We start from the raw sequence: 19,447 nt of genomic DNA, 5'->3' as shown, positions 1-19,447 counted from the left end.
ACTATTTATAACATAAGTTAAAGGGAGATGAGAACACTTGGGTGACACTTTCCAAACCGTTGGCATTGATATCGGCACCTCAACAACGTCCCTGATCATCGCCACCCTGACCATCGAGAACACCGCCTCCGGGTTCTCGTTGCCACACCTAACGATCAGCGATAAACAAATTACCTATCGTAGTCCGGTTATTTTTACCCCGTTAATTGATCACGTTCGGATTGACGAACAACGCATTCGCCAGTTCGTCGCCGAACAGTACCGATTAGCCCACGCCGATCCAGATCAGTTCAAAATCGGTGCCATTATTATGACGGGCGAAACTGCTCGGAAAGTCAACGCTGATAAGGTGCTCCACGCACTTAGCGCCTCCGCTGGTCGGTTTGTCTGTGCGACTGCCGGTCCCGGCTTAGAGAGTTTGATTGCCGCTAAAAGTGCGGCCCATTCTCTTTTGACGGTCACCAACCCACGGCCAGTCATTAATATTGACATTGGCGGCGGCACTAGTAACCTCGCCTACTTCACCGGCGGTCGGTGTCAGGATACAGCTTGTTTCGATATTGGTGGTCGGTTGATTCGGCTTGATCAATCACAGCGCATTACCTACTTAGCGCCGAAACTTAAACCGCTGATTGACCGGGTGCAACCGACATTACAGCTTGGTAAACGAACTACCGTTACCGAACTCATGCCCGTGATTCAAGCGATGACACATGTCCTAGAACGTGCGGTGGGCATTGATGCGCCGGCACCGGAATTTGAGCATTTCGTTACTGACAAATCGCTCACGCCGATGCCAGCGCCCACAACGTTGACGTTTTCGGGTGGCGTTGCCGATTGTTTGACCACCGAACTGCCAGCTGACCCGTTTCGATTCGGTGACATCGGTCCCTTGCTAGGCTACGCCGTTCGCCACTCGCGGTTGTTCACCGAACGCCACGTTCATCAGGCCGATGAAACGATTCAGGCGACCGTTGTTGGCGCGGGGTCCCAAACGATGATGCTCAGTGGTAGCACGATTAGTTACACCCCCGAGACCTTGCCCCTTCAAAACATACCGGTGATCACCGTCGAACAACTATCGTCTACTAGGGATACCGTCAAAGCTATTACGGCCAAGTTAGCCCGCTATCCTAACGAAACAGTGGCGTTGGCGCTTCCTGAGATCACCGTCACCTTTGCGGAACTGCAACGATGGGCGCAATTGATTCTAACCGGCATGGCCACCGCGATTGCGCAACACCTACCACTTGTGATCATCATGCAGCCAAACGCCGCTAAGGCCTTAGGCAATAGCCTGCGAAGCCAATTACCACTCAATTACCCACTGGTTTGCCTCGATAACATTTCGGCAACCAGCGACGACTACCTCGACATTGGCCTTCCCGTTGCTAACGGCCAAACCGTTCCCGTTATCGTCAAAACCCTGATTTTCAACTAACTTTAGAGGAGGAACTCGCTCATGAATCTTACCGTTACCCTAAGTAACCAACGCTACAACTTCAACACCGTCAAGGAGGTCCTCGCAAAAGCAAATGAGGTCAAATCCGGGGATCAACTCGCCGGCATCGCCGCCAATTCCACGGCCGAACGCGTAGCCGCCAAAATCGTTCTTTCTCAGCTGACGTTAAAAGACGTCTATGAAAATCCCGCAGTCCCTTACGATCAGGATGAAGTCACCCGCCTGATCATCGACGACCTTGATTCAACGGTCTTTCAACAAATTCAGAACTGGACCCTTGAACAGTTACGTGAATGGCTGTTGGCCCCCACGACTGACAACGCAATGATCCACGCCATCTCTGGCGGCCTAACCGCCGAAATGATCGCGGGCGTCTGCAAGTTAATGACCAACCTCGACCTCATTAGCGTGGCTAAAAAAATTCACAACGAAAAAACCGCTAACACCACGATTGGGCGTCCCGGGACCTTCTCATCACGGTTGCAACCCAACCACCCCTCCGATGATCTACGCGGCATCATGGCCGCAACCATGGAAGGCCTCAGTATGGGCATCGGGGACGCCGTAATTGGTTTGAACCCCGTTAACGACACCGTTGATAACTTGACCCGCATTCTCACGACCTTCCACGACTTCTGCGAAACTTGGCAAGTTCCCACCCAGATCTGTGTGCTCGGCCACGTGACGACCCAAATGAAGGCCATCGAACAGGGTGCACCAGCCGGACTGATTTTTCAGTCGATTGCCGGGTCGGAAAAGGCCAACACCGCGTTCGGGATCAACCGGCAGTTGATTGAAGATGCGAACCAATTGGGACACGAACGGCTACACAATAGCGGACCGAACGTCATGTATTTTGAAACTGGTCAGGGGTCCGAACTTTCCGCTGAAGCGAACTTTGGTGCTGATCAAGTGACGATGGAAGCTCGGTGTTACGGGTTCGCGCGCCACTTTGATCCGTTCATCGTCAACACCGTTGTGGGGTTCATCGGACCCGAATACCTTTACGATGCCAAACAAGTTACGCGTGCCGGCTTGGAAGACCACTTTATGGGCAAACTCAGTGGTCTGGCGATGGGGTGCGACGTCTGCTACACCAACCACATGCAGGCCGACCAAAACGACATTGAAAATTTGGCCATGTTACTCGCCAACGCCGGTTGCACCTACATCATGGGCGTGCCACAGGCGGACGACGTCATGTTGAACTATCAGTCCACCGGCTACCAAGAAACGGCCACCATCCGCGAGTTGCTTAACTTACGCCCGATTCCCGAATTTGACGCTTGGCTAGAACGACTGGGGCTAAGCCACGATGGCCACCTCACTAGCAAGGCCGGCGACGCATCCGTTTTTCTCACTAAGGAGGCCGCTAAATGAACTTTATCGCACCGAACATCACCCCACTTCCCACTGACGACACCGGCGCCATTATCGACTTACGCGCCCAAGACCAGCAACAACTACTCAACGTTGACCATCCAGCAGACAAAGCCGGTTACCGGTTTCTGAAAGCCAGTACGACCGCAAGATTGGGATTAGGCCGCGTTGGTACTCGCTACACCACCCGCTCCGTTCTCCGGCTTCGTGCTGACCACGCCGCTGCTCGGGACGCTGTTTGGACTGACGTTTCAACCAGTTTTATCGAACAGCAAGGCTTTGTGCCGTTTCAGTCCGTTTGTGAAAGCGAAAGTGAGTATTTGACCCGACCGGATCGGGGGCGACAATTATCAGCCGATACACTTAAACGGGTTCAAGCGCTCTACCCCACGAATCCGCGGGTTTTGATCGCCGTTGGTGACGGTCTTAGTTCGGCCGCTATCGAAGCGAACGTGGCTGACGTCATTCCAGCGATTACCCAAGGACTAGCGCTGGATCACCTCACCATCGGGCCGATTCCCTTCATCCACTTTGCCCGAGTTGGCACCGAAGACTACCTCGGTGAAGCCACTCAAGCTGACGTAGTTTGCCTCCTCATTGGCGAACGGCCAGGGCTGGTAACTGCTAAATCCATGAGTGCCTACCTCGCTTACCGACCAACTGTCGGCATGCCGGAAGCGCGCCGAACCGTTGTTTCAAACATTCATCCTGGTGGTGTGCCAGCGGTTGAAGCTGGGGCCTACCTGGCTGATTTGATCAAAGAAATGTTGACCAAACGAGCTTCGGGGCTGGCACTGAACGCCTGATTGGAATCTGAACTGAACAACTATTCGAACGACAACTTAGTGCGATGCTAAGTTGCCGTTTTTTGTTGCGCCGAATTAATCAACTCACCCTGTTTTGTCGGTCCCAAATGCGCTAAACTAACGTTAATCTAATTGAAAAGGAGCCACTACATATTATGACCACAACGATTACCGGGTACCCCCGAATTGGCCGCCAATTGGAAATCAAAACCATGGTTGACCACTACTTATCGCACCAAATCAGCATCACAGAACTGATTCAACAGTCAACTGACCTGCAACACCAAAACTGGTCAACGCTTCATGAGGCCGGCATTGATCAGATTCCGGTTAACGATTTCGCATTACTGGACCGTTTTTTGGATACGGCCGTGTTGTTTAACCTCGTACCTGAGCGATTTCGGCAACTGCATTTACCACCACTAGAATTATCGTTCGCGTTAGCTGCGGGGATCGATGACGGTCAGCAACAGGCCACGCCGTTACGGATGCATCGCTGGTTCAACACTAACTACAACCACTACGTTCCGGAATTTGACGACTACACCTTTCCGCACCTCGTTGGCACCCGCTTCACCCACGCTTTTCGCGATGCGCAGGCCCTCGGCTACGATGCTCGCCCCGTTTTAATTGGCCCGTATACGTTACTTAAATGCAGTACTTTCACCGGCAAACGGGCCCCTGCCGATTACGTTATCGATCTCGTGAACGCCTACGCCGACCTATTTCGCCGCTTAATGGTGCTGGATGCGGACTGGATTCAGTTGGACGAACCCGCGTTGGTGCTGGCGCCAACACCGGCAGACCTCGCCCTATTCGACCAGCTTTACCAGCCACTCCTTTCTCAAAAGGAATCGTTGCGGATACTCGTTCAAACCGCGTTCGGCGATGTTCGCGAAGCCTATTCGCACCTCACAACGTTACCAATTGATGGCCTGGGTTTAGACTTACTGCCAGATTCTCACAACTGGGCGCTGCTTCAACAACAGCCCCTGCCCGATGACAAGCAGCTTTTCGTTGGTATCATCAACGGTCAAAACATCTGGCGTACCAACTACGCTGACCGATTAGCGCGCCTTCAGACACTGCCGGCCGAACGACTCACGTTAACCACCTCGTGTTCGTTACTGCACGTCCCCGTGACGGTAGCGACCGAAACCCAGTTACCGGCAAATACCCGCCAGCACCTCGCCTTTGCCGAAGAAAAGTTGGGGGAATTAGCCGACTTGGATGCCCTGCTTAAAGCGCCCGACATCACTAAACTCGCAGCTAATCAAGCACTATTCGATCAGCCACGCGTTCAGCCTGATTCAGCCGTTACGAAACGAATTACCAACCTAGTCCCGGCAACGATGAAGCGGCAACAATCGCGACAACAACGGGCACCACAGCAACAACAGCGGTTCAACTTCCCGGCATTACCCACCCAAACGATTGGCTCATTTCCAACCAATCAACAAGACCGGCAAACCATTGCGGACTACGCTCAGGGAAGCTTATCTGAATCAGACTTCAACGCCTACACGAAGCAGCGCATCCGTGACGGCATCACCCTTCAAGAACAGCTCGGCCTAGACGTATTCGTGACCGGCGAATACACCCGAACGGACATGATTACCCACTTCGACCACCAATTGAGCGGCTTTTTGTTTACCGAACACGCTTGGATCCAGTCGTTCGGGACCTACTGTGCTCAGCCACCAATCATCTGGGGTGACATTGCGTGGCAGCACCCGATTACCGTGGCAGAAACGACCTTTGCACAGACCCTGACGGAAAAATCAATCAAGGGTGTTTTAACTGGCCCCATGACCCTCGCTAGTTGGGCCTATCCTCGTGAAGATCTCGATTTAAAAACAAGTGCTACCCAGATTGCATTGGCGTTACAAGACGAAGCCACCGCCCTCGAACAGCACGGTATCGCCATTATTCAGTTAGACGAACCCGCCTTTCGCACCCGGTTACCACTCCGTCACGCCGATTGGCAAGCCGACTACCTCGATTGGGCGATTCCGGTGATTCGGTTAGCGACCGCCACGCTTAAGCCCACCACTCAGGTTCAAATTCACATCTGTGAAGGCCATTACACCGATATTTTGCCTGAACTTGACCAGTTGGATGCGGACGTCCTCTCATTGGCGTTCACCGATCCGAACCTCTTACCAGCGCTCAAAGCGCAACACTTTGAGACACCCGTTGGCCTTGGCGTATTCGATACGGCCCGGTTTAAATTACCGACCGAAGCCGCGATTGAAACCAAAATTCGCCAAATTCACGATACACTCCCGGACAACGGCATCTGGATCAATCCCGATTGCGGGCTTAAAACCCTGCCGGAAGTGGCCGTAACTCGGAGTTTACAGCGAATGGTTGCCGCAACCGAACATGTTCGGCAAACGCTTAACTAACCGTGTTCGGTTATCAATCAACACCCACAAATATCTCGCTTGACGGCTCACCGATTTGCGCCTAACATCGAGATATACTCTGCATTTAACCACGAAAGGCGTGACTTTGACTTATGCTCCATAAAACGTACTACGGGCTCGGCACCGCCATTAACCTCTCCGTCAACGAACCAGCGACTGAGGTGGATCTTGATGCGGGAAACGACCTCATCAAGCACTATGAAGATCTTTTAACCGTGAACCGTACCGAATCAGAAGTGATGTCGGTCAATCACGCTGCTGGCCAGCACGCGGTGACGGTTTCTGACATCGTCTACCAACTCATCAAACGGGCGGTTGAAGTCAGTCAGTGGCGGTTAGGTTTTAACACCGCTATCGGGCCGCTGGTCAAGCTTTGGAAGATTGGCTTTGACGGTGCCAACTTACCAGCCGACGCTGATATTCAGGAACGACTTAAACTGATCAACCCCGATGACATCAAGCTCGATGATGCCCAACACTCGGTATTTCTCACCAAATCAGGCATGGAAATCGACCTTGGCGCCATTGCGAAGGGCTACATTGCCGACGCGATTCGGGCGTTGTGGGAGAGCCGCGGCGTCCAAACCGGGATCATCGACCTCGGTGGTAACATTTTACTGGTTGGCAACAGCGTACACCCCAACGGCCTCTGGCGGATCGGCGTTCAAAACCCGGTTCAAAAGCGCAACGTTGCCTTGGGTGTCCTGACCACAACGGCCAAATCCATTGTGACCTCTGGCATCTACGAACGGTTCTTGGTCATTAACGGTCATAACTACCACCACATGTTTGATTCGAAGACCGGCTATCCCATCAAAAACGACCTCGCCAGCGTCACCATTGTTAGCGATGACTCGATCGACGGCGATATTTGGACGACTGAGGGCTTCTATCAAGACATTGAAAACGGCATTCCGTTGATTGAAAAGCAGCCCGGTTTAGAAGCCATTTTCGTGACACGCGACTTTAAAGTTGCTATCACCTCTGGTTTAACGGACCGGTTCCAGTTAACTGATGAGGCTTACCATTTGATTTAACGTCACAAAAAAGCGTTCCAGATGATCTCAATTTGAGATGATCCGGAACGCTTTTTTTGATGCTCATAGGCCAGTGGTTTCAATGGCCCGTTCTAACAATTTTTCCAATACGGAACAAAAAACGTAGACCGCAAACGGCACGACAACAAAGCCCATGCCAACGATCAAAATACCAAATGAACCGCTCAACGCCGACGCCTGATAAAACGCAATCAGTGTGGTACTCAACACCACGCTCATCCGCAGCACAGCGGTTTTAATCTTCTGTAGCGCCTCAAGTGACGCTTCCGAGAACGCAACGTTCATATCAATATAGTTTAAAATTCGATTTAACCAATAAGCCACGTATAGTAGTAAGCCCAACGCCACTACAACCGCAACGCCAGTAATCGTCAAAATAACGGGCGCGTAATGGATCGAGGCGTATAACCGGATGCCGAGCCAAGTGCTCAAACCGATTAAACTGCCAACGATACCAACCAGCCCGAATCTTAACGCACGTGTTTGTCCCATGCTTTTGACCGTCCTTTTTTCACAGAGTATGTCTAGTTTAGCATGGTATCAGCTGGTAAATGGTGGATTTGATGGAAACTTAATTTAAAGGTAACTTGAATGAGATATTTGTGGAAACCGAGTTGGGTGGCGTGACGACGCTTTTAGGCCACCGTGCCGAAACGAGTTCCAAAGGGCAGAGAGCTGCACGTAAGGCGAGGCAGACAAACCTTTCTCAAACCCGGGGAGCTTCGGCTGATTTTTAGGCGTTACCGTTTTTAGGCCACCGTGCCGAAACGAGTTCCGATGGGCAGAGAGCTGCGTGTAAGGCGGGCCAGACAAACCTCCCAAGCCCGGGGAGCTTCGGCTGATTTTTAGGCGTTACCGCTTTTAGGCCACCATGCCGAAACGAGTTCCGATGGGCAGAAGGTTGCATATAAGGGGAGAAAGGCAAAAGCCCCAAGCCCAGGGCTTTCGCCTTTCTCCCCTTATACACCACCTTCTAACCGCCCTTCTCCACTCTCTACTTCTTCATCTGCGGCACAATCACAGTCTTCCAAATACTCTTCAGCAACGCATACCCAATCACAACGCCAACCAATGCACTCAAGAAGAAGCTTGGCACAAACAGCCACAGCGCGCCCTTAGTGCCTAACAACCAGCTGGCAATTGGGTACGCCGCGATGGCGCCGATAATCCCCGTTCCAATCAGTTCACCGAACACGGCGCCAATTAATTTTTTGGTGTAACGAAACATCAACCCACTCAAAAACGCGCCAAACATGCTTCCCGGGAAGGCTAAAATCGTCCCGGTTCCCATGATGTTACGAATCAACGACGTCAAAAACGCCTGCGCTAACGCCCACCAAGGACCCAGTAGTGCCCCAGAGATCAAGTTGATCAGATGCTGCATCGGCGCCACTTTAGCCACGCCCACCGTAAACTCGAAAAAACTACCACCAATGACGCCCAATGCCACCAGAATCGACGTCATGGTCATATAATAAACCCGTTTTGTCATCGTCTTCGCTCCCTTACACCAACGTTAGTTAATCTTCAATTAGTGGGTATTTCGGCGCAACTAGGCTCGTCAAATACACCCCGATACTGAGCACGAGCAACAAGAAGAATGTTGTGCCCAAGAAAAAGTCCAACCGCTGTAACCAAGAATAGCCCACAACGCCAATCACCCACCACACAAAGTTAAGTGTGATCGATAACCGTTGATGCATCCAAAACACACTGACGAATAGAATCGCAAATAACGGTGTGAAGACCGCGCCAATCGCGTACAGGAAGTTCTGGTAGTACGCCATCGAAACGAACAGTGCAATCAGTAAGCCCAGCACCGTGATGACGATGGCGATCAAGTTGACCCGCTTCGTCTTAACTAAGTTTGCCACGTTCGTCGCTGCTGAGTAGGCGTCCATGAAGGTCGTTGTAACCGTTGAAAACACAATGATCAGCAGTGCCACTAGCCCCATGCTGGAGTGCGATAAGACCGTTGTGAAATCGGATTGCCCCGTCAAAATCACCGTGAATAGCCCCAATGCAAACATTGCGATACTCCCAACGAAGTACCCACTCACACTAGCCAAACTGGTCTTAAACGGCCGGTCGGTGTGTTGCGTGTAGTCACCGATCAACGGCAACCACGATAAGGCCATGGTGACATTCAATTCAACGGCACTCCCAAAGCTAATGGGCGCTAAGTTGGCGCCGGCTTTCAACCGACCCTCACCGATAATCGTGAATAGAATCAGTACCATCCCAATCGCCAGCAACACCACGATGACGTTGTTGATTTTAAACAACCAATTGTGGTTCATCAGCAACCAGATGATGATCATCACCGCAACAATCACTGACATCACTATCACGGATTGGTAGTGAAACAGTGATTTGGCAATGCCATTCATCGCTAATTGCGCATTAACGATCATGACTGCGGTCCAGCCGAGTAACTGCACGGCATTTAGTAGTGAAAACAGCGTGACCCCGGCTTCACCGAACACCGTTTTCGTTGCCTTAATTGCTGTTCGGTTCTGTTGGGCTGATAAATACCCCGCTGGCAGCAAGAAAACAAAACAGCCAATCACATGGCCGAGAATAATTGCCATTAACCCAACTTGCCACCCCAGCGGTGCAATCAACGTCCCCGTCACGATTTCAGCAATCGAAATTGCCGCACCGATCCATAACAGGAACAGTCCGCTTAACTTCGTGTTTCCCAATCTAAACAACCTCCACTCTTTTTCGACAAAAAAAGCCCATCGCGACAATGAACATTGTGCACGAAAGGCCATCATTTAATGATCCCGATGATTTCAACACTTTCCTTCGCAAGCACTAACTTAACAGGTTCCGAGGGATCGGGCAACGCCCATCTCAGCCAAAAGTGGCACCCCTAGTGTTTATTTTCTGTCTCTGATAAGTAAGTTTAAGGGGTGAGGGGGAAAAATGCAAGAGTGCTAAAAATCGCGGTTAGGCCCCAGAATATAAGTAGGATAATGCCATGAACCCCGCCCTTTGGGGTTCGTGGTATTATCCTGCTTATATGGCCGGGGCCTGCGATTTTTAGCACGTTTCGGCTATGTAACATCATCAAACTGTAATAGTCCCCCACTCTTTGAGGTTCATGCTGTTATCCTGCTTATATAGCCGGGACCTGCGATTTTTTAGCACGTTTCGGCTACGTAACAGTAACGACCCGCCAAGCGCCACAACCAATCAAAAAAGACCCTCAACCTAAAAACGACCCCAACACCACGTTTGATAGCCAACCGCGATGTTAGTGCCGCCTTCTAATTCTCATTTAACCCTAGTTACTATTCCCACCACTCGGCATCATCGGCTTCAACAACTCCGCCAAGCCACGCAAGTTCCGGGTTTGAATATAAACGTCACCCGTCCCGGTAAAGGCATTCACCAGTCCTTCGCCAGTCGTAAAGCCAACTAATCCAGATGCTGGTTTAATTTCGTAATCCAACGTACTCGACCAAGCAATCACGTGGTCGTTATCCACAACTAGCGGTGCGCCCGGCGTCACGTGTAACAGTTGAATGTCACCGTAAGCGTTGATCAGCATTTCTCCTGCACCAGCGGTTTCCATCACAAACAGTCCACCCGTTCCACCAAAGATGGCGCCACCGATTTTTTGACGGGTCATCGAATACGTGGTGCCATCGCTACCGGCTAAAAATGCCCCGGTGTTCAACCGCCATTGATGCGCGCTATCCAATTGAATCGCCTTAATCGCACCCGGCGTTTTCGGCGCAATCGCTAACTGCGCACCGTTTGCCTGACCAATTGCCCGGGTAATAAAGAAGCTTTCACCGCTCGTCACGGAACGGCCGATGGCACTCATCAAACCGCCAAACCCCTTCTTACCGTTGCTATTCATGGACCCTTCAAGACTGACCCGTCCATCGTGATACACCATTGAACCCGATTCGATTTGAACTGTCTCATTTTGCGCTAACGTCAAGTTGACCAGTGGAAACGTTGCCCCTTCGGTAATTGTGTAGTCCATCTGCTTATCCCCCAATTTAGTGTGACTTCTGGCTTTATTATAACCGGACATCAGGGGTGTTGACCACGTTAATTATCGGCAGCAAGCAACTTAGCTAATGCTTGGTACTCGCTCAGCAACCAAGTCCGGTACGTCTTGCCCTTAGGTAACGTTTCAGTTACGGGCAACACCGGCACGTTGTGCTGTTTAGCCAGCTTAACTAAGTTGGTGACAGTTTTAAACAAAAACGGCAACTTTGCGTGACTTAATCCCCGCCTGCATGGCCGCAATCGATTTTGGTGATGGATCACTTTCATTTTCAATGGCTTCTTCAAACTCATGGTTTGCAACTTTAAAGCCCATCGCAGTCAGTGCGTAGTCGAAAACTGGTTCACTGACGTAGACGTTCCGGTTACCCGTATGCGCTACAGTCTGCTTGATCTTAGCAATTTCCCGGGTAATGGGCTGGCGTGATTTCACGTAAGCCTTGGCATTTTTTTCAAAATACCGTTTGTTTTGCGGCTGTTTCTTTGCATATTTAGCTGCCAATGCCGTCACTAACTTCGGCATCGTTTCCGGTTGGTACCACAAATGCGGATTATCCCCGTTTTGCTTGTTCATCAGATCCTCACCAACGCGAATAACGCGACTTGAGTCACCATCAGCCGTCAGCTTCGTCATCCAGCTATCGTATCCCACGCCATTCGCAACCACCACGTCAGCTTGATGCACCTTCTTAGCAACTGCTGGTGTGGGTTCGTAGTCGTGCGGATCCGTGGCCGGGTTATTGATCACCGACGTTACCGTCCCTTTATTGCCTAGGACCGCCCGCGCCGCTTCACCATAAAAGTCGGTGCTGGTAACAACATTAAGTTGCTTGTTCGTTGCTGACTTGCTTTGCTGGCCACAGCCGCTCATGCCAAGTCCAATCACGACTACTGCAATCAACAACCCACTTAACTTTACCCATTCTTTTCTCAAAATAACAAACTCCTTCTCTCAAATCGTAATGATAACGATTTAAATAATAACGAATTCAGTCGGCGATGTAAATAGTAATTTTTACGTTTTACATATTTTTGAGTCAAATTAGTCGCCAAATGCACTTTAATCTGCTATATTAAGTTTCTTGACAAATTGTAAGTGGCTCATTTAAGTGGTTGTTTCTAATCATTTCACTTGTTAACGTCAAAGGAGTAGTTATGGCAAAAAAATCAAAGATTGCTAAGTTTAACCGGCAACAACAGCTTATCGCTCAGTACGCTGAGCTACGTCAGGAACTAAAGGCTAAGGGCGATTACGCCGCATTGGCTCGCCTGCCTAAGGATTCCAACCCTAACCGGCTGCGGAACCGTGACCGTTTAGATGGTCGCCCCCGTGGCTACATGCGCCAATTTGGGATGTCTCGTCTGAACTTCAGAATGTACGCTCACTTGGGCCAAATTCCTGGGGTTCGTAAAGCCAGCTGGTAGGAGGTTATCTCGATGGAAAAAACTGATTTAGCTAGTGCTTACCGCCGACTTAAGAGTTCCAGTTTGAAGACCCGCAAACGCGCGATGAAGATTATTCGGGACGCAAAGCGGAAAAAGTAACGTTTCATCATTCACTTAACTTTAAAGTTCGCTGGTGTGGCGAATTTGAATAACCCGTTTTAATGATCACTATTCTGGACTGCCCGCGGCGGTTTGGGATGGTGATTTTTTTTGTGGGTTGGGTTTTGTTGGTGGTGGCGTATTTCCTGGGTGATGGTTTGGGGTAAGGTGTTGATTAGCTGTTTACCGTGAGGCCTGTACCTAAGTCCCGCCTACCACAAATCCCCAAAAATTGGGAGCTGCATTACTTTATAGTGGTACTGGCGACGCACATTGCTATTACTTATTTTCGGCGCCAATTGAGCTTTTGTTGGTCCGTGATCGATTATATTGTGAAGTTTGCTGACGGTACTGCTTTTTGGCAACTGCGCCGAAATGAGTTCCGCAAGGTAGAGAGCTGCACCTAAGGGGCTTCAGCCACAAACTCCAAAACCCGGAGTTTCTGGCTGAAGCCCCTTAGGCTCCGCTCTCTGAACGCCTTGCTCCACTCTCTGTACTACCGTATAATAACCCCTAAGAACGGGGGCTACAAAACATGCTTGAACTACAACATATTAAAAAATACTACGAAGTTGGCGACACCGTCACCAAAGCCTTAGACGACGTTTCCGTTGCCTTTCGGAAGCAGGAATTTGTCGCGATTCTTGGCCCTAGTGGGTCCGGGAAGACCACGATGCTGAACGGCATTGGCGGGCTGGACGTTTACGATTCCGGCGATTTGATTATTAAAGGGAAATCGACCAAGAAGTTTAGTGCTTCTGACTGGGACGCCTACCGGAACAACTCAGTTGGCTTTATCTTCCAAAGCTACAACCTGATCGGGCACCTCGGCATCATTGACAACGTTGAATTAGGGATGACGTTAAGTGGTGTCCCCGCTGCCGAAAAGAAAGAAAAGGCCATCGCCGCTCTTAAACGGGTTGGTTTGGGCGATCATATGCACAAGAAGCCTAACCAACTCTCTGGCGGGCAAATGCAACGGGTCGCCATCGCACGGGCAATTGCCAACGACCCCGAAATTTTACTCTGTGACGAACCAACCGGCGCGTTAGACACCGTCACCAGCGTTGAAATCATGGAATTGATCAAGGAACTCTCTAAAGAGCGCCTCGTCATCATGGTTACTCATAACCCAGATTTGGCGCACCAGTACGCGGACCGAATCATTGAATTTGCGGACGGGAAGATTCAAAAGGATTCTAACCCATACAACGAAGCTGAAAGTACCGATCAGTTTGAATTGAAGAAGACCAAGATGCATTTCACCACCGCTCTCAAACTCTCCTTCAACAACATTCGAACGAAAAAGGGCCGAACGTTCCTGACCGCCTTTGCCTCCAGCATCGGGATCATCGGCATCGCAATCGTTTTGGCGTTATCCAACGGCTTCCAACGCCAAATCGACAAAACACAGTCGAACACCTTGGCGCAATATCCGGTCACGATTTCGCAAAATGCCACCTCACAAACGGGCATGGCCAACAAGAAGGAACACTTCTCTAAGGACAACACCGTGGTAGCTAAAATCAGCGATTCAGATAAGGCGCAACACACCAACAAATTAACCCAAAAGTACCTCAATTACGTGAATGATTTGAATCCCAAATACGGGAAAAACATTGGCTATACCTACACGACCGGCATGAACCTGTTACGCGATGTGAACGGCAAAATCAAACCCGTTCAACTCTCTAACACCGACCAAAGTAAGGCTAACGGCGTGGACTACAGTAGCATGATGGCCAGCAGCACTGGCGTCGGCGTCTCATCATACCCAACCGACAACGCCGGTAAGGTCAGCTTCCTCAAGAAGCACTATAAAGCGATTTCCGGGAGCTTCCCATCTAAGGCAACTGACGTCGTGTTGATCGTGAATAAGGATAATTCAACCAACATCAACGCGTTGAAGAACCTTGGCTACACCGTTAAAGACGGTCAAAAGTTAAACTTCAACAAGATCGTTGGCACAACCTTCAAGACGGTTTCCAACAACGCCTACTACACCCAACGGGCAACGATGTTCTTGCCAAACACCAATTACGCTTCAATGTACAAGAATAGCGCCAATAAGACGCTCCACGTGGTCGGTGTTCTGCGGGTCAAATCCGCTAACGAGGAAGGCATCCTCTCCCCTGGATTTGCCTACAGCGATCGCTTAACAAAGGAACTTGTCGATCAAAACGCGACTTCAGACATTGTGAAGGCGCAAAAGGCTAGTTCCCGTAACGTTCTGACTGGCGCAACGGTTGATTCAAGCGCCGCCAAAGAACAACTCATCAGCTACTTAGGCGGTTCCAAAACACCTTCTAGCATCTTAATTTACCCCAACAACTTCAAGGCTAAGGATAAGGTTCTCTCATACCTAGACGCCTACAACAAAGGCAAATCCAAGGCTGATAAGGTTATCTACACCGACATGGCCGGCTCCGTGTCGAAGCTGACTGGCGGCTTGATGGACGCGATTACCTACGTCTTAGTGGCCTTCGCTGGTATCTCACTGGTCACGAGTATGATCATGATCAGTATCATTACCTACACCTCCGTTCTGGAACGGACTAAGGAAATCGGGGTCCTCAAAGCCCTCGGTGCCCGGAAACGCGATATTACCCGGGTGTTTGATGCCGAAACAACGATCCTCGGGGTCGCCTCTGGGGTCATCGGGATCGTGATTGCATGGCTGGCAACCTTCCCAATCAACGCCGTGCTGAAAGGCATGACCGACTTGAGTAACGTTGCGCAGTTGAACCCAATGCATGCGATTATCCTGATTATTATCAGTACCGTGCTCACCGTACTTGGTGGTCACGTTCCGGCACGAATGGCGTCTAAGAAGGATGCTGCGACTGCTTTACGGACGGAATAATTGCGTTAACTTTTTCAACTAATGATAAAAACACCATCACCTGTTATTTCCCGGGTGATGGTGTTTTTTGCGCTGCCAATTACGGCTAGCTTAAGTATTAAACGCGATTGTGGTGTAGGCTGTTTGTCATCGCTTCGCTCGCCAAAGTCGCATAAAGGCTGGCGTTCTCAGACTACGAAATTCGGCGCCACTTCAACTGTTATTCCCAGGGTTCCTAAAGTTGTAAAAACTTGTCAACCACGCGTTTTCTGGCCACCACGCCGAATGGTGCTGCGCGAGGCAAAAGGCTATGTGTAACGGGCTCTAAGCCAAACTACCAAAAACCGGTAGTTTACCTTAGAGCCCGTTACACGCCGCCTTCTGACCGCCTCGCTCCGCACACTGCACAAAAAAATCGCCCTCAATCAGAGAGCGATTCATAATACTTAAGCTTTAACCTTATCTTCTTCGTAAACGTAATCCCGCGTCATTGGCAAACCAGTACCACTTGGTGCTTTAACCAATGAGTATTGAATAACGTCAATGTTGCCGGCCTCAAATGAAGCGGCGCAAGCTTGCAGGTAAAGTGACCACATGCGGTCAAATTCCTTGCCGTACTTGGCAATCACTTGTTCACGGACAGTTTCGTAGTTGGCATACCACATTTCCAACGTCTTTTGGTAGTGACGACGGAGTGGTTCGATGTCAGAGAACTGTAACTTAGCGTCCATGATGTGCTTCAAGTTTTCAGAAACGTTAGGAATGTAGCCACCTGGGAAGATGTATTTGATAATAAATGGATCCACCCCAGCGCCTTCGTGTTGGCCAGTGATTCCGTGAATTAACGCGCGACCTTCTGGTACCAAGAAGTCGGCCACTTTTTGGAAGTATAACCCAAGGTTTTCCTTCCCAACGTGTTCGAACATCCCAACGGAAGTGACGTAATCAAATTGATCGTCCACTTCACGGTAGTCTTCTAGTAAAACGTCAACTTTACCTTCAAGGTGGCGTTCCTTAATTTGTTGTTTCGTGTAATCGTATTGTTCTTGACTCAACGTTACCCCGGTAGCGTTCAAGCCGTATTCTTCAGCGGCGATGAACAACAGGGTGCCCCAGCCACTCCCAATATCCAACAACCGCTTGCCAGATTCTGGGTGCAACTTGTTCAAGATGTGGTGGACCTTGTTCAATTGCGCTTGTTCCAACGTATCGTCATCGTGTTCAAAGTAGGCACATGAGTAAGTCATTGTGTCATCAAGCCACATTTCGTAGAAGTCGTTACCGATATCGTAATGGCTTTGAATGTCTTTTTGGCTAGATTTTTCAGAGTGAGACATCTTTGGCAAGTGCTTCAAGAATGAGTTTTGCTTCAAAAAACTCCCTGCTTGACGATAGGCTGACGCAACGAGCTCTTGAATTGAACCGTCAATTTCAATGTCGCCCTTCATGTAAGCTTCGCCTAAAACTAAGGTTGGCTTATCCGTCATTTCTTTCAACGGAATTTCCTTGTTGATCTTAATTTGAACAACCGGTTCGCCTTCACCATAAGCTTCTAACTTACCATCCCAATAGGTTACTGTAACGGGAATGTCAAATGCCCGACTCAGTAATTGCCGATAAACCGTTTTTTCTAACACCACTTCTGCCTTCTCTCATTCCAATTTCCTAATTAACGTAAAACGTTTACTGAACAGTGTCAACTTAGCCGACACTGTTAGCTAACTAACTGATTACAATACAAGCATATCGGTGATTTGTCAATCAACATCACTTGATTTTTTGTTCATTGAAAACGGTTGAGTTACTGTTGTGACAACGTGCGGAACGATGGCCGAAAAGCGCGTGGTGGGTAATTTTCTGTTGTTTTAAGCATTCTGAAAATAACTGGTTAAATGACGTCAAATTTACGCGTTTTCTCTACCGTTACACACAAATATAATCAACAAAAAAGAACCACCGATATAATCGACAGTTCTTTCAAATTCACTTTTTACTTGGTTCGTTGCTGTTTTCGATTCAAAACATGTTGCTCCGCATTTTGTTCGTTACTGTCCTCAAGCCGAAACGTGCTACTCAGGGCAGAGAGCTATGTGTAAGGGTAACCCGGTAAAACCCCAAGCCCGGGGCTTTCACCGGGTTGCCCTTACACGCCGCTCTCAAACCGTTTCGTTCCGCACTCTAGCGAAGATTAATCAACACATCCACCCTACCCTGATTGCGCGAACTGTTAACTTTCAGTTCTTGCTGAGCATTAGTGGTTGCTTGCTTACCCTTCTTGATTAAATTTTGAATCAATTTTTGGCCAAAGCCGTTGCTTAATCCGGTAATCATCCACGTTCTTTTCACGCGCCCAGCTCCCTTCAAGCGGTCATAAGTTGAGAAATATGATACGCCGAATTATAGAATTGTCAATTACTTATCTCAAAATAATCAGCAAACTCAACCTAATTTGCGTAAGCGCGTTGAATGCCACGAATATCCGCAACCGTAATCGTGCGATCCCTAGTCACGTAGTACATCACACTTTGCTGAAATGGCGCATGTTGTAGGCCTAATGTGTGACCAAATTCATGCTCTGCAACGTGAATCCGTTGTAGTCGCGTGTAGCGTAAGGCCTTCGTTGCATCTCGATATAACGTAGCGGTCGCCGTTGCGAGTACGTTGAGATTGGCTAGCTTCGTCCGACTATAATGCCGTGAAGTCGTCATCCCCACGATGCTTGGGGCAACGTGCGCCGGTTGCCTCTTCGTCCGAACCGTAATATCCGCTGATTTCGCCTTTGTTTCAACCAAGTTAATTAAACTCACCCGACTCCAATGTCTCGCCGCTGAACGCCAAATTTGACGGTAATATGCCGACATCGGGGCTAACCGGTACGTGATCGTCGTTTGTTGCCAACGTTGCGTTGCTGGCGTCCAAACCGACCCTACAGATAAAGGCGCGCGGTCGGTTGTCCGATCTGCTGACTGAAACTGCGACCACTGCGTCATCCGCGGTAGCTGTCCCCGAGTAAATTCCGTCCGGGTAACCAACTTAGCGCGACTCGATAGCGGCTCCGTCAATAATCCGCCCAGCATACCCAATAACAGTAACCCTTGTTTGAGTAAATTCATGATGTTGCTCCTTTTCAGTTGTGTTGTCGATGACACAACCTTTAAGTACGCAACTCAATTGTACAATAATTTTAATCCGTGAAAATTTCCTTAGCAATCCCGAATGCCGACCACGCCTTTGGCCAGCCGGTATAGAAAGCAAGTTGGGTAATCAATTCTACCATTTCGCCCTTCGTCACACCGTTTTCCTTAGCCATCTTCATGTGCGCTTCCAGTTGTGGAAAGAGGCCCTGTGCCATAAGCGCTGAACAGGTGATCAAACTCCGATCACGCGCTGACATCTGCTTTTCACGCGCCCAAACTTCCCCGAATAACACGTCATCGTTTAAAGCAGCGAACTTAGGCGCAAACTCACCCAAGTTATCGCGTCCTGCAGTTTGTTTTTTCACCATTACTTCGTCTCCTTTTCAACGGCAGCGTACTGGTCGTCACTAACGGCTTCCAACCACTCTGGCGTGCCGGCAGTGATGGCAATGTGTGAGAACCAGCTATCCTTAGTTGCGCCGTGCCAGTGTTTAACGCCATCGTGAGTCACCACAACGTCACCAGGTACGAGATGGCGCGCTGGTTGGCCAGCTTCTTGGTACCAGCCTTCACCGCCCGTGACCAGTAAAATTTGGAAGCCATCGTGGTGAATGTGCCAGTTGTTACGACAACCAGGTTCAAAAGTTACATTTCCGACACCAACGTTAACGGCTGGATCGTTCAATCAAAACCACCCGTAAAACGGGTGGTTTGCACTCGGCCTATAAGGCCTATGTACCTGCCAGCGTCTCAAGGCGC

The 19,447-nt window shown here is 49.7% G+C and carries 16 protein-coding genes, 2 pseudogenes and 1 riboswitch; of the genes and pseudogenes, 8 read left to right on the top strand and 10 right to left on the bottom strand.

The features are described 5' to 3' along the window. The first annotated feature begins 37 nt into the window (after nt 1-37). The 5 genes from ACYVR3_RS12465 (at nt 38) to ACYVR3_RS12445 (ending at nt 7,114) form a co-directional block, all read left to right on the top strand. Nucleotides 38-1,441, top strand: coding sequence for an ethanolamine ammonia-lyase reactivating factor EutA (locus ACYVR3_RS12465; protein WP_461244511.1), 1,404 nt, complete (start codon nt 38-40; stop codon nt 1,439-1,441). 21 nt (nt 1,442-1,462) lie between these two features. Beyond that, complete coding sequence (locus tag ACYVR3_RS12460) at nt 1,463-2,842, top strand: ethanolamine ammonia-lyase subunit EutB (RefSeq protein ID WP_461244510.1); 1,380 nt, start codon at nt 1,463-1,465, stop codon at nt 2,840-2,842. Further along, nucleotides 2,839-3,648, top strand: a complete 810-nt coding sequence (gene eutC, locus ACYVR3_RS12455) for an ethanolamine ammonia-lyase subunit EutC (protein WP_461244509.1) — start codon at nt 2,839-2,841, stop codon at nt 3,646-3,648. The genes ACYVR3_RS12460 and eutC overlap by 4 nt, the downstream gene beginning before the upstream one ends. A gap of 155 nt (nt 3,649-3,803) precedes the next feature. Beyond that, nucleotides 3,804-6,056 (top strand): 5-methyltetrahydropteroyltriglutamate--homocysteine S-methyltransferase, encoded by a 2,253-nt coding sequence (gene metE, locus ACYVR3_RS12450; protein ID WP_461244508.1) that lies wholly within the window; start codon nt 3,804-3,806, stop codon nt 6,054-6,056. 113 nt (nt 6,057-6,169) lie between these two features. Further along, nucleotides 6,170-7,114: an FAD:protein FMN transferase gene (locus ACYVR3_RS12445; RefSeq protein WP_461244507.1), complete on the top strand. Its 945-nt coding sequence runs from the start codon at nt 6,170-6,172 to the stop codon at nt 7,112-7,114. 63 nt (nt 7,115-7,177) lie between these two features. On the opposite strand, the gene ACYVR3_RS12440 is transcribed toward ACYVR3_RS12445, so the two are convergent. The 5 genes and pseudogenes from ACYVR3_RS12440 to ACYVR3_RS12420 form a co-directional block, all read right to left on the bottom strand. Next, nucleotides 7,178-7,627 (bottom strand): DUF2975 domain-containing protein, encoded by a 450-nt coding sequence (locus ACYVR3_RS12440; protein WP_461244506.1) that lies wholly within the window; start codon nt 7,625-7,627, stop codon nt 7,178-7,180. A 502-nt stretch (nt 7,628-8,129) separates the two neighbouring features. Next, entirely contained in the window at nt 8,130-8,627 is a 498-nt protein-coding gene (thiW, locus tag ACYVR3_RS12435) for an energy coupling factor transporter S component ThiW (protein WP_054732276.1), read from the bottom strand. Nucleotides 8,628-8,655: 28 nt separating this feature from the next. Then, nucleotides 8,656-9,840, bottom strand: a complete 1,185-nt coding sequence (cytX, locus tag ACYVR3_RS12430) for a putative hydroxymethylpyrimidine transporter CytX (RefSeq protein ID WP_461244505.1) — start codon at nt 9,838-9,840, stop codon at nt 8,656-8,658. Between the two features lie 84 nt (nt 9,841-9,924). Next, a riboswitch (TPP riboswitch) is annotated at nt 9,925-10,025 on the bottom strand. Between the two features lie 402 nt (nt 10,026-10,427). Then, the gene (locus ACYVR3_RS12425) at nt 10,428-11,138 is read right to left on the bottom strand and encodes a TIGR00266 family protein (RefSeq protein WP_461244504.1); all 711 of its coding nucleotides are present in this window, start codon (nt 11,136-11,138) and stop codon (nt 10,428-10,430) included. Nucleotides 11,139-11,206: 68 nt separating this feature from the next. Next, a pseudogene (locus ACYVR3_RS12420) lies at nt 11,207-12,101 on the bottom strand (metal ABC transporter solute-binding protein). 218 nt (nt 12,102-12,319) lie between these two features. On the opposite strand from ACYVR3_RS12420, the gene rpsN reads away from it, so the two are divergent. From rpsN to ACYVR3_RS12405, 3 genes are all read left to right on the top strand, one after another. Continuing rightward, complete coding sequence (gene rpsN, locus ACYVR3_RS12415; protein ID WP_461244503.1) at nt 12,320-12,589, top strand: 30S ribosomal protein S14; 270 nt, start codon at nt 12,320-12,322, stop codon at nt 12,587-12,589. Between the two features lie 12 nt (nt 12,590-12,601). Continuing rightward, nucleotides 12,602-12,709 carry a putative metal homeostasis protein gene (locus ACYVR3_RS12410; RefSeq protein WP_461244502.1) on the top strand — a complete coding sequence of 36 codons (108 nt, stop codon included), beginning with the start codon at nt 12,602-12,604 and terminating at the stop codon, nt 12,707-12,709. 535 nt (nt 12,710-13,244) lie between these two features. Further along, nucleotides 13,245-15,572, top strand: a complete 2,328-nt coding sequence (locus ACYVR3_RS12405) for an ABC transporter ATP-binding protein/permease (protein ID WP_461244501.1) — start codon at nt 13,245-13,247, stop codon at nt 15,570-15,572. Between the two features lie 425 nt (nt 15,573-15,997). Here ACYVR3_RS12405 and ACYVR3_RS12400 read toward each other — a convergent pair whose 3' ends face one another. The 5 genes and pseudogenes from ACYVR3_RS12400 to ACYVR3_RS12380 all read right to left on the bottom strand — a co-directional run. Beyond that, nucleotides 15,998-17,188: a class I SAM-dependent methyltransferase gene (locus ACYVR3_RS12400; protein ID WP_461244500.1), complete on the bottom strand. Its 1,191-nt coding sequence runs from the start codon at nt 17,186-17,188 to the stop codon at nt 15,998-16,000. Between the two features lie 541 nt (nt 17,189-17,729). Next, nucleotides 17,730-17,897 carry a hypothetical protein gene (locus tag ACYVR3_RS12395; protein WP_156301620.1) on the bottom strand — a complete coding sequence of 56 codons (168 nt, stop codon included), beginning with the start codon at nt 17,895-17,897 and terminating at the stop codon, nt 17,730-17,732. Between the two features lie 98 nt (nt 17,898-17,995). Beyond that, the gene (locus tag ACYVR3_RS12390; protein WP_461244499.1) at nt 17,996-18,664 is read right to left on the bottom strand and encodes a matrixin family metalloprotease; all 669 of its coding nucleotides are present in this window, start codon (nt 18,662-18,664) and stop codon (nt 17,996-17,998) included. 71 nt (nt 18,665-18,735) lie between these two features. Then, on the bottom strand, nt 18,736-19,056 hold the full coding sequence (locus ACYVR3_RS12385) for a carboxymuconolactone decarboxylase family protein (RefSeq protein ID WP_054732261.1): 321 nt from the start codon (nt 19,054-19,056) through the stop codon (nt 18,736-18,738). Then, nucleotides 19,056-19,373, bottom strand: a pseudogene (locus ACYVR3_RS12380) (cupin domain-containing protein); the annotation flags it as partial. The pseudogene ACYVR3_RS12380 and the gene ACYVR3_RS12385, both read right to left, overlap by 1 nt. Between the last annotated feature and the right edge of the window lie 74 nt (nt 19,374-19,447).

This window comes from Secundilactobacillus muriivasis (genome assembly GCF_054785195.1).
This window is presented reverse-complemented; position numbering and strand designations above follow the sequence as displayed.

Excerpts from the sequence above, each read along its gene's own strand:
- ACYVR3_RS12460 (WP_461244510.1), top strand. The coding sequence starts at position 1,463 with ATGAATCTTACCGTTACCCTAAGTAACCAACGCTACAACTTCAACACC.
- eutC (WP_461244509.1), top strand. The coding sequence starts at position 2,839 with ATGAACTTTATCGCACCGAACATCACCCCACTTCCCACTGACGACACC.
- metE (WP_461244508.1), top strand. The coding sequence starts at position 3,804 with ATGACCACAACGATTACCGGGTACCCCCGAATTGGCCGCCAATTGGAA.
- ACYVR3_RS12445 (WP_461244507.1), top strand. The coding sequence starts at position 6,170 with ATGCTCCATAAAACGTACTACGGGCTCGGCACCGCCATTAACCTCTCC.
- ACYVR3_RS12440 (WP_461244506.1), bottom strand. The coding sequence starts at position 7,627 with ATGGGACAAACACGTGCGTTAAGATTCGGGCTGGTTGGTATCGTTGGC.
- thiW (WP_054732276.1), bottom strand. The coding sequence starts at position 8,627 with ATGACAAAACGGGTTTATTATATGACCATGACGTCGATTCTGGTGGCA.
- ACYVR3_RS12425 (WP_461244504.1), bottom strand. The coding sequence starts at position 11,138 with ATGGACTACACAATTACCGAAGGGGCAACGTTTCCACTGGTCAACTTG.
- rpsN (WP_461244503.1), top strand. The coding sequence starts at position 12,320 with ATGGCAAAAAAATCAAAGATTGCTAAGTTTAACCGGCAACAACAGCTT.
- ACYVR3_RS12410 (WP_461244502.1), top strand. The coding sequence starts at position 12,602 with ATGGAAAAAACTGATTTAGCTAGTGCTTACCGCCGACTTAAGAGTTCC.
- ACYVR3_RS12405 (WP_461244501.1), top strand. The coding sequence starts at position 13,245 with ATGCTTGAACTACAACATATTAAAAAATACTACGAAGTTGGCGACACC.
- ACYVR3_RS12390 (WP_461244499.1), bottom strand. The coding sequence starts at position 18,664 with ATGAATTTACTCAAACAAGGGTTACTGTTATTGGGTATGCTGGGCGGA.
- ACYVR3_RS12385 (WP_054732261.1), bottom strand. The coding sequence starts at position 19,056 with ATGGTGAAAAAACAAACTGCAGGACGCGATAACTTGGGTGAGTTTGCG.